General features: G+C 71.8%; 13 protein-coding genes. All 13 read right to left on the reverse strand.

Annotated features, from left to right (window positions below; all coding sequences use genetic code 11):
• The 13 genes from C3492_RS13630 to C3492_RS13690 all read right to left on the reverse strand — a co-directional run bounded on the left by C3492_RS13630 (position 1) and on the right by C3492_RS13690 (position 14172).
• Positions 1-660 (reverse strand): antibiotic biosynthesis monooxygenase, encoded by a 660-nt coding sequence (locus tag C3492_RS13630; RefSeq protein WP_181140349.1) that lies wholly within the window; start codon positions 658-660, stop codon positions 1-3.
• A gap of 109 nt (positions 661-769) precedes the next feature.
• Entirely contained in the window at positions 770-1633 is an 864-nt protein-coding gene (locus C3492_RS13635; protein WP_103811998.1) for an NAD(P)H-binding protein, read from the reverse strand.
• A gap of 42 nt (positions 1634-1675) precedes the next feature.
• Entirely contained in the window at positions 1676-1939 is a 264-nt protein-coding gene (locus C3492_RS13640) for an acyl-CoA carboxylase epsilon subunit (RefSeq protein WP_103811999.1), read from the reverse strand.
• Positions 1940-1968: 29 nt separating this feature from the next.
• Complete coding sequence (locus tag C3492_RS13645) at positions 1969-3549, reverse strand: acyl-CoA carboxylase subunit beta (RefSeq protein ID WP_103812000.1); 1581 nt, start codon at positions 3547-3549, stop codon at positions 1969-1971.
• Positions 3550-3639: 90 nt separating this feature from the next.
• On the reverse strand, positions 3640-5124 hold the full coding sequence (locus C3492_RS13650) for an MFS transporter (RefSeq protein WP_258055682.1): 1485 nt from the start codon (positions 5122-5124) through the stop codon (positions 3640-3642).
• 87 nt (positions 5125-5211) lie between these two features.
• Entirely contained in the window at positions 5212-7572 is a 2361-nt protein-coding gene (locus C3492_RS13655) for an SDR family oxidoreductase (RefSeq protein ID WP_103812001.1), read from the reverse strand.
• A 2-nt stretch (positions 7573-7574) separates the two neighbouring features.
• A complete protein-coding gene (locus tag C3492_RS13660) occupies positions 7575-8510 on the reverse strand; it encodes an aromatase/cyclase (RefSeq protein ID WP_103812002.1) in 936 nt (311 codons plus the stop codon).
• A gap of 50 nt (positions 8511-8560) precedes the next feature.
• Complete coding sequence (fabG, locus tag C3492_RS13665) at positions 8561-9346, reverse strand: 3-oxoacyl-ACP reductase FabG (protein ID WP_103812003.1); 786 nt, start codon at positions 9344-9346, stop codon at positions 8561-8563.
• Between the two features lie 93 nt (positions 9347-9439).
• Complete coding sequence (locus tag C3492_RS45700) at positions 9440-9700, reverse strand: acyl carrier protein (RefSeq protein ID WP_132792780.1); 261 nt, start codon at positions 9698-9700, stop codon at positions 9440-9442.
• A gap of 112 nt (positions 9701-9812) precedes the next feature.
• Positions 9813-11024, reverse strand: coding sequence for a ketosynthase chain-length factor (locus C3492_RS13675; protein WP_103812005.1), 1212 nt, complete (start codon positions 11022-11024; stop codon positions 9813-9815).
• Entirely contained in the window at positions 11021-12292 is a 1272-nt protein-coding gene (locus tag C3492_RS13680) for a beta-ketoacyl synthase (RefSeq protein WP_103812006.1), read from the reverse strand. The genes C3492_RS13675 and C3492_RS13680 overlap by 4 nt, the downstream gene beginning before the upstream one ends.
• The gene (locus tag C3492_RS13685) at positions 12289-12618 is read right to left on the reverse strand and encodes a TcmI family type II polyketide cyclase (RefSeq protein WP_103812007.1); all 330 of its coding nucleotides are present in this window, start codon (positions 12616-12618) and stop codon (positions 12289-12291) included. Before C3492_RS13685 ends, C3492_RS13680 begins: the two co-directional genes overlap by 4 nt.
• Before the next feature lie 81 nt (positions 12619-12699).
• Entirely contained in the window at positions 12700-14172 is a 1473-nt protein-coding gene (locus C3492_RS13690) for an FAD-dependent monooxygenase (protein ID WP_103812042.1), read from the reverse strand.
• Positions 14173-14389 lie beyond the last annotated feature (217 nt).

Genomic DNA, 14389 nt, shown 5'->3' on the forward strand with positions numbered 1-14389 from the left:
TCAGCAGGCTGTTGCGGACGGGGCAGCTGTCTCGGATGCCACGGTGCACACCAGGTACTCGGGGGGTGCGGTCTCGTAGCGGGAGATCTCGCTCTGCCCTTCGGCGATGCGGGGATCGGCCATCCACGCGTCATAGGCGGCACGGTCCGTCCACATCGGGTAGTTCACGAAGGTCCGCCGGTCGGGGCTGAGGTAGGGGGTGGCGCGGATGAAACCGGGAAAGTCGCGTTTCCAGGTTCCCGTGCGGTGGAGCAGAGCAACCACTTCGCCGGCCTGCCGCGGCCCGGCGAAGTGCCGGGTGGCCACGGCCACCACACCGGGCGCCCGCCCGGCCGCGGGTCCGCTGATGCCGCCGGCTGGGGCGCCCAGGAACACGGTGGCGGAGACCACCCCTGGCCGGCGGTGAAGGCCGCGCAGCGCGCCCGCCCGCACATCGCCGAGGCCGGAGGCGCGGTAGTCCGCCTCGCTGCGCCATCGGGTGTGGTGCACCACGGCCCTGCCGTCCAGCGCGACGTGCAGCCGGGACAGCAGGAACCCGGGCGCCTCGACGATGTGGGCCGTCACCTCTCGGGCGATGACGCTCATCAGGGTGTCGGCCGTTGCGGCGGCGTCGACGCGCAGCACCTCGAAAGCGGCGGCGTGCGCGGAGGCGGCAGGCACGGACCCCGGCTGTGGGGCGGTTTCGGAGTGCGTCGGAACCATGGCGTCTCCAGCTTCTGCTTGTCTCGTCGGGCGGCCCGCGCCGGGCGACGGCGTGGCCGTCCTGCCGTCAGCGGAAGGCATCGGCGTGCTCCTCGGCCCACTGCCGGAAGGTGCGGGCGGGCCGCCCCGTCACCTGGGCGACGACCGAGGAGCCGACCTCGGGCCGGCGGGTCAGGCGAGCGAAGTAGTCCAGCGCGCCGTCCGCATACGAGGGGGGCCAGCCCGCCGCCACCATCTGCTTGCGGGCCTCGTCGGCGTGGACGTCCTCCCAGCGCAGGCTGCGGCCGACGACGTCACCGACGATCTGCACCTGCTGTTCCTGGGTGAGCACCTCCGGGCCGGAGACGAGGTACTTCTGCCCGGCGTGCCCGTCCTCCAGCAGGGACCGGGCGCCGACCTCGGCCAGGTCCCCCTCGTGGACCGGCGTGCGGGCCGCGTCGCCATAGGGGAAACGCACCACGTCGCCGGCACGGATCTGCGCGGCGAAGCCGAGCGCGTTCGCCATGAAGCCGGTGGTGCGCAGGAACGTCCACTCCAGGCCGGTCCGCTCGATCAACTGCTCAAGGTAGGCGTGGCAGTTGTTGTCGACCGGCTCCAGACCGATGTGCACGCCCACGGAGGACACCAGCACGATGCGCCGCGCCTGCTCCTCGATCTTGCGCAGCACTTCCGGCGCCGTGCGCACGTCCAGGGTGAAGAAGGGCCACATCCAGAACACGCCGTCCACTCCTTCGAGGGCGGCGTCGAGCGTGCCGGGGACGGACAGGTCTCCGTGGTGCACCTCCACGTCGTCGGGCAGCCGCGTCACGTGCGGGTCGTCCTTCAGGACGAGGGCCCGTACCCGTGCTCCCAGGCGCAGCAGGTGAGTGCAGGCGTGCGGACCGACGTTGCCGGTGGCCGCGGTCACCAGCACGGTGGGCTGGACGGTCATCGGGTCACTCCTCGAGAGGGTCGGTGGTGCGGTGTGATGTGGTCAGACACCGGCCCCGGACGGCGGCCGGGTGCGGTGCAGCTCGCTGCGCCAGCTGCGCGCGCTGCGGTGGTTCAAAGCCCGCTCCAGGCGGCGCCAGGTGGCCGGCCGGTGCGCGCGCTGGGCGGCCGGCCCCACCCCGGAGGGGGCCGGGCCGCGGGCGTGCAGCAGCAGGACGACGGTGAGCGCGGCGAGCTCCTCAGGACCGGCCTCGCCGCGGATGACGCGGATCAGGGGAGCGGTGTCCGCGGTCTCCTCGCGGTGCATGCGGTGGTGTTCCCTTCGTTCCTGCGTGCTCACTGCGGCGGGTTGCCGTGCTTGCGGGAGGGCAGGTCGGCGTGCTTCTCGCGCAGCATCGCCAGCGCGTCGACGAGGATCCCCCGCGTGTGGCGCGGATCGATGACGTCGTCCACCAGACCCCGCTCGGCGGCGTAGTACGGGTGCATGAGCTGCGCCCGGTACTCCTTGATCTTCTGCTCCCGTACGGTTTCGGGGTCCTCGGCGGACTGGATCTCGCGCCGGAAGATGACGTTCGCGGCGCCCTCGGCGCCCATGACGGCGATCTCGTTGCCGGGCCAGGCCAGTGCGAGGTCGGCGCCGATGGAGTGCGAGTCCATCACGATGTAGGCGCCGCCGTAGGCCTTGCGCAGCACCACCGAGACGCGGGGCACGGTCGCGTTGCAGTAGGCGTACAGCAGCTTCGCGCCGTGCCGGATGATGCCGCCGTGCTCCTGGTCGATGCCCGGCAGGAAGCCCGGCACGTCCACCAGCGTGACCAGCGGGATGTTGAAGGCGTCGCAGAACTGAACGAAGCGGGCCGCCTTCTCGCTGGCGTGGATGTCGAGGACACCCGCCAGGACGGCGGGCTGGTTGGCCACGACGCCGACGGTCTCGCCGCCGAGCCGGGCGAGGGCGCACACGACGTTGCGAGCCCAGTCGGCGTGGACCTCGACGTACTCGCCGTGGTCGGCGATCTCCTCGATCACGGCCCGTATGTCGTAGCTGCGGCCGGGGTCGGTGGGCACGATGTCCAACAGCGCCTCGCCCGAACGGTCCTTGGGGTCGTCGCACGGTGTGCGGGGCGGCAGCTCCCGGTTGTTGGCCGGCAGCAGCGACAGCAGGTGGCGCACGTCCTCCAGGCAGTCTGCCTCGTCGTCGTGGACGAAGTGGGCGACGCCTGAGGTCCCGCCGTGCACGTCGCCCCCGCCAAGCCGGTCATGGGTGATCCGCTCGCCGGTGACGGCCTGCACCACGTCGGGTCCGGTGACGAACATCTGCGAGGTGCCCCGGACCATGAAGACGAAGTCCGTCAACGCGGGCGAGTAGGCGGCGCCACCCGCGCAGGGGCCGAGCATCACGCTGATCTGCGGGATGACGCCCGAGGCCCGGGTGTTGCGCTCGAAGATGCCGCCGTAGCCGGCGAGCGCCGTGACACCCTCCTGGATGCGGGCGCCCGCCCCGTCGTTGAGCGACACCAGCGGGGCGCCCGCGGACAGGGCCATGTCCATGATCTTGTGAATCTTGGCGGCATGGGCCTCGCCCAGGGCCCCACCGAAGATGCGGAAGTCGTGCGCGTACACGAACACCGTGCGCCCGTGCACCGTGCCCCAGCCGGTGATCACGCCGTCGGTGTAGGGACGTTTGTGCTCCAGGCCGAAACCGGTGGCCCGGTGCCGCCGCAGCGGTTCCACCTCGTGGAAGGAGCCCGGGTCCAGCAGCAGGTCGATCCGCTCCCGCGCCGTCAGCTTGCCCTTGGCGTGCTGCCGTTCGGTGGCGGCCGGGTCGGGGCCGTGGAGCACCTGCTCCTTGATGTGCGTGAGTTCCGTGAGCCCGTCGCGCTCCGGGGCGTCGACGGACCGGGGGGTCGCTGTGGTCATCGAATCGCAGCTCCTGGGTCTCTGGCTTCCGGCCCGGCGGCGATCGCCCGTGCCGGGGGAAGGACGGGTACGGGTCCGCGGATCGGCCGGCTACCGATCCAGGGGTGAGCGGGTGAACGGAGGCGCGGTCATGCGCGGTTCGGCGGCGCGGCCGGAGGCGGAACGGCGCACGGGACGCACCGACGCGGCCACGGGTCCCAGTGCCCCGAGCGCGACGACCAGCCACACCGCGGGGCGGTAGCCCTCGGCCACGTGGGCGCCCGGAACGCCGGACGACAGCAGCAGAGCCGCCACCAGCGCGGGCGCGAGCACGGCGGCCGTCTGCACGGCGGTCTGGTAGTGACCCGTGGCCGCCGGCCGGTCCGCGGCCGGTACCGCGGCCGCCGCCTGCACGTTCAAGGAGGTGAAGCACAGTGCGAAGCCGACCCCGACCAGCAGCACGGCGGGCAGCACATCCGCAGCGTACGAGGGGTGCGGGGTGAGCGCCCGCAGGTACAGCAGGTAGCCCAGCAGCGGTGCCGGGGCGCCCAGGGCGATCAGGCGGCGAGTGCCGAACCGTTCGATCATCCGCCCGGACAGGGGCGCGGTCACCACCAGCGGAAGGCTCGCGGGCAGCAGGGCAAGAGCGGTGCGCGCCGGTGACCAGCCCTCGGTGGTCTGCAACTGGAATGTGGCCACCAGCAGCAGCCCCAGGTACGAGCCGTTCAGTGTGACGGCGCCCAGCATCGCCCGCAGCAGGCCCCGGTGGGCCAGCAGGGCGGGGCGGAGGAGCGGGTCGGCCGCAGTGCGCTCCACCAGGAGGAAGGCGGCCAGCAGCGCGGCGGCGGCCGTGAACGAGCCGAAGACGAGCGGGCTGCCCCAGCCGCGCCCGGGCACCTGGACGATGCCGGTCACCAGGGCCGCCAGGCCACCGGTCAGCGTCGCCGCGCCGGAGAGGTCCAAGCGGCGCGCCGGCCCGTCAGGTCGGCCGCCTGGGATCAACCGCAGGCCGAAGGCGAACAGCACCAGCACCACCGGTGCCGGGAACAGGAACGTCCAGCGCCAGCCCACCTCGGTCAGCAGTCCCGACAGCAGGAGCCCGCCCGTGAACCCGCAGGCGCCGACGAAGGCGTACACCGACACGGCCCGGGAGCGGGCGGGGCCCTCCGGATAGGCCGTGGTGATGATGGTCAGGCCGGTGGGCGCGGTGAGCGCGGCGCAGAACCCCTTCACCACCCGGCAGGCGATGAGCAGGGCGGGCCCGCCGGCCAGGCCGCCGGCCACGGATGCGGCGGCGAAACCCACCAGCGCCGCCAAATACACCGGGCGCCTGCCCAGTCGCTCCACCACACGGGCGCCGAACAGCAGCAGCGCGCCGAAACCCAGGGCGAAGCCGGTGACGACGCCCTGAAGGGCCGTCAGCGGCAGATCGAGGTCCCGGCCGATGGACGGCAGCGCGACCATTGCCGTCGACACCTCGAGGGAGTCGATCAGCATGTTGCCGGCCAGGACCAGCAGCAGTCCCCGTTGTCCGGCGTCCCAGGACTCGGGCGCCGCATCCGGGGAGCCGGCCGGTCCGTGCGTCGAAGGTTTCACGGGAGTTCCGAAACAGGGTTGACGATGACGGGGCGTGCCCGGCCGGCCGCGACCTGGCAGCGAGCCGGGCAGAGTGCGTCGGGCCGGTCAGCCGAGCAGGGTGCCACCGGTGGCGTCGAGGAAGGCGCCGGTCACCCAGCGGCTGTCGTCCGAGGCGAGGAAGGCCACCACGTCGGCGACGTCCTCGGGCTCGCCGACCCGGTTGAACGCGGACAACCGGGCCATCTGATCGACCGCCTCCGGCACGTCGAACAGCGGGTTGCCGTTGCGCGTGATGCCGGGCGCGACACTGTTGATGGTGATCCCACGGGGCGCCAGTACTTTCGCGAAGTGCAGGGCGAGCTGTTCCACGGCCCCCTTGGTCATCGCGTAGGCGATCTCGTCGGGGTTGGCGAAACGGGTCAGCCCGGACGAGATGTTGATGATCCGGCCGCCGGTGGTGAGGTTCGCGAGAGCGCGCTGGATGATGAAGTACGGCGCCTTGGCGTTGACCGCGAACAACCGGTCGAACTCCTCCGGCGTCATCTTCTCGAACGGAACACCGCCCATCCGGCCCGCGTTGTTGACCAGGATGTTCAGGTCGGTGGACCCGGTGCGTTCCTTCAGGCCCCGCTCCAGCGCGAGGAACAACTCGTGGACGTCGCCGGGGACGCCGAGTTCGGCCTGTACGGCGAACGCCCGCCCGCCGTCCTTCTCGATGGCCGCCACGACCTCCTCGGCCGCGTCGCGGTTGGCCGCGCAGTGCACGGCGACCAGGGCGCCTTCTCCGGCCAGCCGGATCGCCGTCGCCCGGCCGATGCCCCGGCTGGCCCCGGTGACCAGCGCCGTCCTGCCCGTGAGCCTGCCCATGTGCGTGTCTCCCTCCTCTTCTCGGTGGTACTGATCGGCGAGGTGCCCTTCGGCGCGGGGTTGTGCGGGGCGCGGTCGCGCCGCTGTGCCGGGACCGGTCGCCTGCGGGGTGAAGGCCGCCGGGCCGAACCACGTCCTGAGGGCCTCGGCGGCCCCGTCCGGACCCGAGGCGGTCGCCGCCCAGACGACGTGGCCGTCGGGGCGCAGCAGGTACGCGTCCCGTTCGTGGCCCGGCCCGCCCGGGGCGGGCTCGGCCGCGACCAGGTCCACCCGGTCCAGCCAGGGGCCGCACTCCCGGCGCAGCTGTGCGTGGCGGGCCGAGTCGCCCGTGAGGTCCAGCAGCAGCCCACGTCCCGAGCGCAGCAGTGCGGTCGTCGTCGTGGGACCGTCGGCTGTGACGAGGGGGGCGGGCTCCAGGCGGGCGCCGATCTGCGGGTGGCGGTCCGCGCCGAGGTCGTAGCGGACGTCCAGGCCGCTGATCGTTCCGGCGAGGTGCCGCCGTACCCGCTCGTGGCCGCCCAGTTCGGCCAGGACCGAGCGCATCGCCTCCACCTCGGGGCCGCCCAGCAGCAGGGTGGTCTGGGCCTCGATGCCCCTGAGCACCCGGGCGCCGACGGCGTGCCGCTCGCGGTGGTAGGTGTCCAGCAGGCTCTCCGGCGCCATGCCCCGCACGACGGCTGCCAGCTTCCAGCCCAGGTTGACCGCGTCCTGCAGTCCCAGGTTGAGGGCCTGGCCGCCGACCGGCATCTGCTGGTGGGCCGCGTCGCCGGCGAGCAGGACCCGGCCTTGCCGGTAGCGGGCGGCCAGCCGGGAGGCGTCGCCGAAGGCGTTGAGCCACAGCGGGGTGCCGCCGCCGATCTCCTCCCCGGTGACGTGCCGCCACACCTCGCACACCTCGGTGAACTCCGGTGCCCCGGTGCGGGGTTGCGGCGTGCGCCCGTAGGCGTGGACCATCACCCGGGTCACCCCGTCGCTCCGGCGCGCGGCGATCGCCAGACCCTTCTGCAGGCGCTCGAAGCGGCGGTCGGGGATGTCGATACCGGCCACGTCGGCGCGGATCAGCTCCCTGACGGCCTCATGCCCGGGGAAGTCGATGCCGGCCAGACGGCGGACGGTGCTGTGTTCGCCGTCGCAGCCCACCACGTACCCGGCGCGCAGCCGCAGTGTGCCGCCACCGGGCCGTTCGGCCTCGACCTCCACGTGGTCCTGGTGCTCCGTCAGCCCGGTGACCTCGTGGCTGCGCCGCAGCTCCGCGCCGAGGCCGGCCGCCCACTGGGCGAGGATCGCCTCGGTGCGCGTCTGCGGCACCTTCCACTGGCCCGGGTGAGGACCGGGCAGCCGCAGGTCCAGCGGGATCCCGCCGAAGTGGCCCCGTACGTCGTTGGGCAGTTCCCCGAACCTCTCCAGCAGGCCTCGCTGGTCCAGCAGTTCCATCGTGCGGGCGTGCAGTGTAGAGGCCCTGGACTCGGTCGTGGGCCGGGCCAGCCGTTCCAGAACGGTCACCCGCGCGCCGCCGGTGCGCAACTCGCCCGCGAGCATCAGCCCGACGGGGCCGGCTCCGACCACGGCGACGTCGGTGTCCAGCATGAGCCCGGTCATGGTCAACGCCTGCTCTCGGCGTAGTCCTTGGCGTGGTTCAGGGTCGCGCGGCTGTTGGTGCTCAGCGCGCCCTGGACGTACGCACGGGCGTCCGCCACGGTGGCCTCGGGCCCCAGCACGGCCGCGATGTTGCCGGTGTTCAGCACCACCGTGTGCTGCGAGGTGGCGGCTACGCCCCCGTCCTGCTCCGTGAAGGTCCAGATCCCGGTGTGCAGGGTCATGAGCGCAGGCAGCGTGACCTGCTTGTAGGCGATGCGGTGGTGCGGAAAGGCCACCCGGTAGGACTTCGTGGTGTGCGTGGAGCCGTCCTTGGCGCGGGTGTCCATCTCCAGGACCTGCAGTCCCGGTGCGGGCTCCTCGAAGCGGACGCGGGCCACGTGCGGCAGCCGCTCCCGCCACAGGTGGGCGTCGTTGACGAAGTCGTAGGCGTCCTTGGCGGAGCCGGCGATGTGCACGGTGTCCTCGAAGGAGAACGTGATGTCCCCGGCTTCCTCTGCGAGTTCGACGTTGGTCTTCAGCGCGGCCAGCTCGGAGCGGGAGTTGCGGTCGACGGCCTGATCGATCCACTGCAGGCTGCGCGGGTCGTCGTCGACCGCTCGGTAGTCGTGCAGCAGCCGGATCCGGGACCTCGTGTCCGACAGCGGCTCGATGATCCAGGTGCCGCCCATCGCGGCGACCGGCGGGGCGGATACCTCCTGGCGGAAGGTGATGCGCAGGTTGTCCGCGTCCAGGGTGCGGCGCGACGTCCAGCTCTTGGCCTCGCCGTTGGCGGTGGCCCAGATGCGGATGCGTTCGTCGGCGTCGCCGCGTTCGACGTGGTCGACGTAGATGGTGGGCGGGAAGATCCGGGGCCAGTTCTCCACCTCGGCTATCAGCCGGTAGACGGTGGCGGCGGGGGCCTCGGCGGTGATCTCGTGCTCGACCTGACGTGTAGTCATGTAGGGGTTTCTCCTTCGAAGGACCGGACGACTGCCCCGGCCGGTCGGTGTCAGAAGTTTCCGAGGCCACCGCAGACGTTGAGGGCCTGTGAGGTGATGGAGGCGGCGGTGTCCGAGGCGAGGTAGGTGACGAGACCGGCGACCTCCTCCGGGGTGGAGTAGCGGCCGAGCGGGATCTTCGCCGTGAACTTCTCGAGGATGGCCTCCTCGCTGGTGTCGTACGCGGCGGCGTACCCCTGGCGGACGCGCTGGGCCATCGGCGTTTCCACATAGCCCGGGCAGACGGCGTTGACGGTGATGCCGGTCGGGGCCAGCTCGTTGCCGAGGGCCTTGGTGAAACCGACGACGCCGTGCTTGGAGGCGGAGTAGGGGGCGCCCAGGACGACCCCCTGCTTGCCTGCCGTGGAGGCGATGTTGATGACGCGTCCCCACGTCTTCTCGCGCATGCCCCCGGTGTTGAGGACCTCCCGGGTCATGCGGAAGACGCTGTTGAGATTGGTGTCGATCACGTCCTCCCACAGCTCGTCGGCGATGTCGGCGGTGACGCCGCCGCCGGAGCGGCCCGCGTTGTTGACGAGGATGTCGATGGTGCCGAAGGTGTCGACGGCGCCCTGGACGAACTGCCGGATCGCGGCTGTGTCGCGCACGTCGACGGCGCTGCCGTCGGCGGTCACGCCCTGCTCGCGCAGCTGCTTGACGGTGGTGGTCACGTTCTCCGCCGTGCGGGCGCCGATGTACACGCGGTGGCCCTGGGCGCCCAGGGACCGGGCGACGGCCAGGCCGATGCCGCTGGTGGCTCCGGTGACGACGGCGACTCGCGAGGTGTGCTCGGTCATGGCTTCTCCGGCTGTGTGCGATGCGGACGGGGGTCCGCCCGGGGCCGGCGGCGCGGGTGCGGGTCCGCCGGCCCCGAGCGGGAACAGTGGGCGTCAGGCGGCGGTGGAGGCGCCGAGCTGCGCGTTGACCACCTTCAGCAGGGCGCGCGGTGTCTCGGCCTCGGTGACCGCCGTCTCGTCGAACGTGATGCCGTACTCGCGCTCGATGCGGCTGCCGGTCTCCAGCAGGGCCAGCGACTCGTAGCCGAGTTCGTCCCAGCGAAGGTCCAGGATGTCGCCGTCGAGGTCGACGCTCTCGTCGGCGCCGGCGCTCTCCAGGAGGATGCGCTTGAGGTCGTCGAGGGTGAACTGCACGGTTCTCGTACTCCTTCTTCTTCCTGGTGAAAGGGGGTGAGGTACGTGGGAGGGTGACCCGGCTGCCTGCCACGGGAAGCCGCGGACCACGGCCCGCGGTGACGGCGCCCGGTCAGGCGGCCCGGACGACCATGGCCGAGTTGAAGCCGCCGTGACCACGGGCCAGCACCAGCGCGGTGCGCAGTTCGGCGGAGCGGGGGGCATCGGTGACCAGGTCCAGGCCGTAGTCGGCGGCCGGCCGGACGTTGACGGTCGGCGGGATCCGCCCGTCGGCGATCGCCAGCATGGCCGCCGCCAGATCGAGCGGCGCGGCCCCGGAGTACAGTCGCCCGGTCATCGTCTTCGGCGCCGTGACGGGCACACCCCGGGTACCGAACACCGCGGTGAGGGCCTCGGCCTCGGCACGGTCCTCCGCGGGCACGCCCGCGGCGTCGGCGAACACCACGTCGACGTCCTGGGCGTCGGCTCCGGCGTCGGCCAGCGCCAGCTCGATGGCCCGCCTGAGGCCACGCTCGCGGCCGCTGCCCGGTGCGGGGTCGAAGGTGGACCCGTACCCGGCGATCTCGCCGTAGGGCCGCGCGCCGCGGCGCCGGGCCGTCTCGGCGTCCTCCACGACGAGGATCGCGCCGCCCTCACCGGGTACATGACCGTTCGCCTGTGCGTCGAAGGGCAGGTAGGCGCGGTCGGGGTCCTCGCTGGTGCTGAGCCGGCCGCTCGCCAGCTGGGCCACCCAGCCCCAGGGGCAGATCGAGGCGTCGATGCTCCCGGAGACGATCAGTGGGGTTCCGCGCCGGATCTGCCGACGGGCCTGCGCGAGGGCGTCGAGCCCTCCGGCCTGGTCGCTCACCACCACGCCGCTGGGACCCTTCATACCGTTGCGGATCGAGATCTGGCCGCTGTTGACGGCGTAGAACCAGGCGAACGACTGGTAGGCGCTGACGTACTGGCTGCCCTTGCTCCACAGGTTGCGCAGTTCGTTCTGACCGAACTCGAAGCCGCCGCAGGAGCTGGCTGTGACGACACCCATGTCGTAGGGCGGCAGGTCGGCGGGTCGTACCCCGGCGTCGTCCAGCGCCCAGTCCGCGGCCACGAGGGCCAGTCGGGTCATCCGGTCGGTCTGCGGCAGCAGCCGGCTCGGCAGATGGTCCTCGGCGACGAATCCGCGCACCTGACCGGCGAGCCGCGCCGGATACCGGGACGGGTCGAACCGCTCGACGGGGCCGATGCCGCTCTCACCCCTGAGCGTCGCCGTCCAGAACTCCTTGGTCCCCAGCCCGTTGGGCGCGGCGACACCCAGGCCGGTGATCACCGCCGTCGCGGTCATGCCGCCCTCCTCTCGGCGCGGGTGAGGACCACGGCGGTCTGGAAGCCGCCGAAGCCGCTGCCGACCGTCAACACCGTGTCGGTCCGGTGCTCCCGTGCGGTCAGGGGCACGTAGTCGAGGTCGCATTCGGGGTCGGGGGTGTGCAGGTTGGCCGTGGGTGGCACCACGTTGTGCTCCATGGCCAGGGCCGAGGCGGCGATCTCGATCGAGCCGATCGCGCCCAGCGAGTGGCCGATCATCGACTTGATGGAGCTGACCGGCACGTCGTAGGCGTGCTGGCCCAGGCTCTTCTTGAACGCGGCCGTCTCGTGCCGGTCGTTCTGCTTGGTGCCGGAGCCGTGCGCGTTGACGTAGTCGATCTCCTCCGGGGCGACGCGCGCCTCGTCCAGAGCGACTCGGATCGCTTCGGCCATCTCCGCGCCGTCCGGCCTGAGGCCGGTCATGTGGAAGGCGTTGCAGCGGGAGGCGTAGCCGGCGACCTCGGCGTAGACGTGGGCGCCGCGCCGCCGGGCGCTGTCCAGTTCCTCCAGCACGAACACCGCGGAACCCTCCCCGAGCACAAAGCCGTTGCGGGTGCCGTCGAAGGGCCGTGACGCATGCCCGGGGTCGTCATTGCGCGGAGTGGTGGCCTTGATGGCGTCGAAGCAGGCCATCGTGATCGGCGAGATCGGCGCGTCGGTTGCGCCGGCCACCATGACGTCGGCGGACCCCTCCCGCAGCAGTTCCACCGCGTGGCACACCGCGTCCAGGCCGGAGGTGCAGCCGGTGGACACCACGCTGGTGGGCCCCTCGGCGCCCACGCTCCAGGCCACCTCCGCCGCGAACGAGCTGGGCACGAAGTGGTTGTACAGGTGGGGCACGGCGTACGCGTGGTCGACGAGCTCCAGCCGTCCGGCGTCGCTCACCACGCGATACTCCCAGTCGAGGCCCATCGTGGCGCCCACCGCGCTGCCGACGGTGACTCCCACACGGTGCGGATCGAGCTCGGCCGGCTCCAGCCCGCTGTCGGCGACCGCCTCCCGCGCGGCGACGACGGCGAGTTGGGCCGCACGGTCCATGCGCCGCACCTCCTGCGGGCCCAGGCCGTGCTCCTCGGGGTCGAAGTCGATCTCGGCCGCCACCCTGGAGCGGAACTGCGAGGGGTCGAAGAAGGTGATGCCGCGGGTCGCGGTGCGTCCCTCACTGAGCAGGTTCCAGAAGTTCTTGACGCCGATGCCGCCGGGGGCGACGACACCGATGCCGGTGATGACCACCCGACGCGCCGTCACGCCGACGCCTCCCAGTGGTAGAAGCGGGTGGCCATGGCGTCCTTGGGGGAACGCCAGGTAGCCGGGTCGTAGGCTTCGATGTACGGCTTGAGGTCCTCACTGATGCGGACGAACCGCGGGTCCAGCTTCGCCTCCTCTATGCGGTGGCCGCCGTCGTCCGAGTCGAAGTCCTGCAGATGGAAGTAGAGGCCACGGAAGTGGAACAACTGGCGGCGCCGTGTACCCATACGGTGCGGCATGTCGGTGCGGTCGAACTCGCCGAACAGTGTGGCGACGTCGGCTGCCGAGCCCGGTTCCATCCGCGCCACGATCAGCGTGCTGTGCATGTTCCCTGTCTCCTCACGACTTCACGACCGGTTCCGGTCGTACCGGTCATCCCGCAAAGTGCTGCGAGCACCGCGGGGACGTCACAGCCCGGGGCCGAACCAGCGCTCCAGGGCCATGGGCAGGTCTGCGTGGCTGCCGGGCGCGGCCCAGGCCACATGGCCGTCCGGGCGGACCAGCACGGCGGAGCTGCCGGCCAGCCGTTCCACGGCCCGCTCGCCCTGTGGCGTCGCTGTGACGACGTCGACGCGGTCCCGCCAGCCGGCCGCCCGGCGGCGCAGCACCGCGTTGTCCTCCAGGTCCAGCAGCACGCCGCGCGCCCGGTGCAGGGCCTGCGTGCTGCCGGTCGGGGTTCCGTCGGGCCGGACCAGGTCGACGTGCGGCATACGGCGGCCGAGCAACGGATTGGTGCCGCCACCGACGTCGTAGTGGATCTCCAGCCCACTGACCATGGCGGCCAGGTGACGGCTGACCTCCGGGTACTGGATGAGTTCCGTCATCACCTCGCGCAGCGGCTGCATCTCCGGGCCGCTGAGGAAGAGCAGGCCCTGGGCCTGGGTGTTCATCAGCAGCCGCCTGCCGACCTGGTGCCGCTCGCTGTGGTAGGTCTCCAGCAGACTCTCCGGAGCCCGGCCCCGCACCACGGCGGCGAGTTTCCAACCCAGGTTCACCGCGTCCTGGATGCCGGTGTTCATGCCCTGCCCGCCGGCCGGCAGGTGGATGTGCGCGGCGTCGCCCGCGAGCAGCACCCGGCCGCGCGCGTACTCGGTGACCTGGCGGGTCGCGTCACCGAAGGAGCTGACCCACACCGGCTCGCCGTGCGAGATGTCGTCGCCGGTGAGCCGCTTCCACGCGGCTGCCACCTCCTCGTACTCCGGTGGTGCGGTGCGACGCCGGGGAGGAGCACCGCGCTCGCACACGATCAGCCGGGTGATGCCTCCCGGCAGGTGACCAACCATGATCATGCCGCCGGGCAGCGTCTCACCGATCATGCGCGGTTCCAGCTCGAGGCCCCTGACGTCGGCGAGGAACATCTCCATCGTCGCGGCGGTGCCGGGGAAGTCGAACCCGGCCGCCTTGCGCACCGTGCTCCGGCCGCCGTCGCACCCCACCAGGTACGGCGCCGTGAACCGCTCCACACCCTGCGGGCCCCGGGCCTCCACGGTGACCGAGTCGCCCTCGTCCTTGACGGCGACGACCTCGTGTCCGCGCCGGATGTCACCACCCAGAGCGGTGACCCACTCCTCCAGGACCGTCTCGGTCTGCGACTGGGGGATGGTCTTGGCCGCCTGATGGGCGCCGTCCAGGAGGCTGAAGTCGACGGGCAGGCCGCCGAAGTGGCCCTGGTTGCTGATCTCGATCTCACCGAACCGGGGGAGCAGTCCGCGCTGGTCGAACACCTCCATGGTGCGTGCGGTGAAGCCGAGACCACGGGACTCGCCCGTGCGCCGCTCGAGACGTTCCAGGACGATCACGTCGATCCCGGCCAGACGTAGTTCGCCCGCCAGCATCATGCCGGTCGGTCCTGCACCGGCGACTATCACTTCGGCGTCCATGTGCCTCTCCTTGGCCATGAGTCCTTTCCTCGGAATGTCCTTGCTCTCGTCGTTTCCGGTGCGGACCGGGAACGCGGAGGAATGGTCCGAACGACGTGATGGTGCCTTTTTGGGCCGCCCTCGCCGATGCGGTGGCAATTCCGGCCGGCAACGGCGGTGAATGGCTCAGTTCTTGATTTCGCAGATGGCGGCGCCGGAGGTGACGGATGCGCCGATC

This window comes from Streptomyces sp. Ru62 (genome assembly GCF_002920615.1).
Lineage (GTDB): Bacteria > Actinomycetota > Actinomycetes > Streptomycetales > Streptomycetaceae > Streptomyces.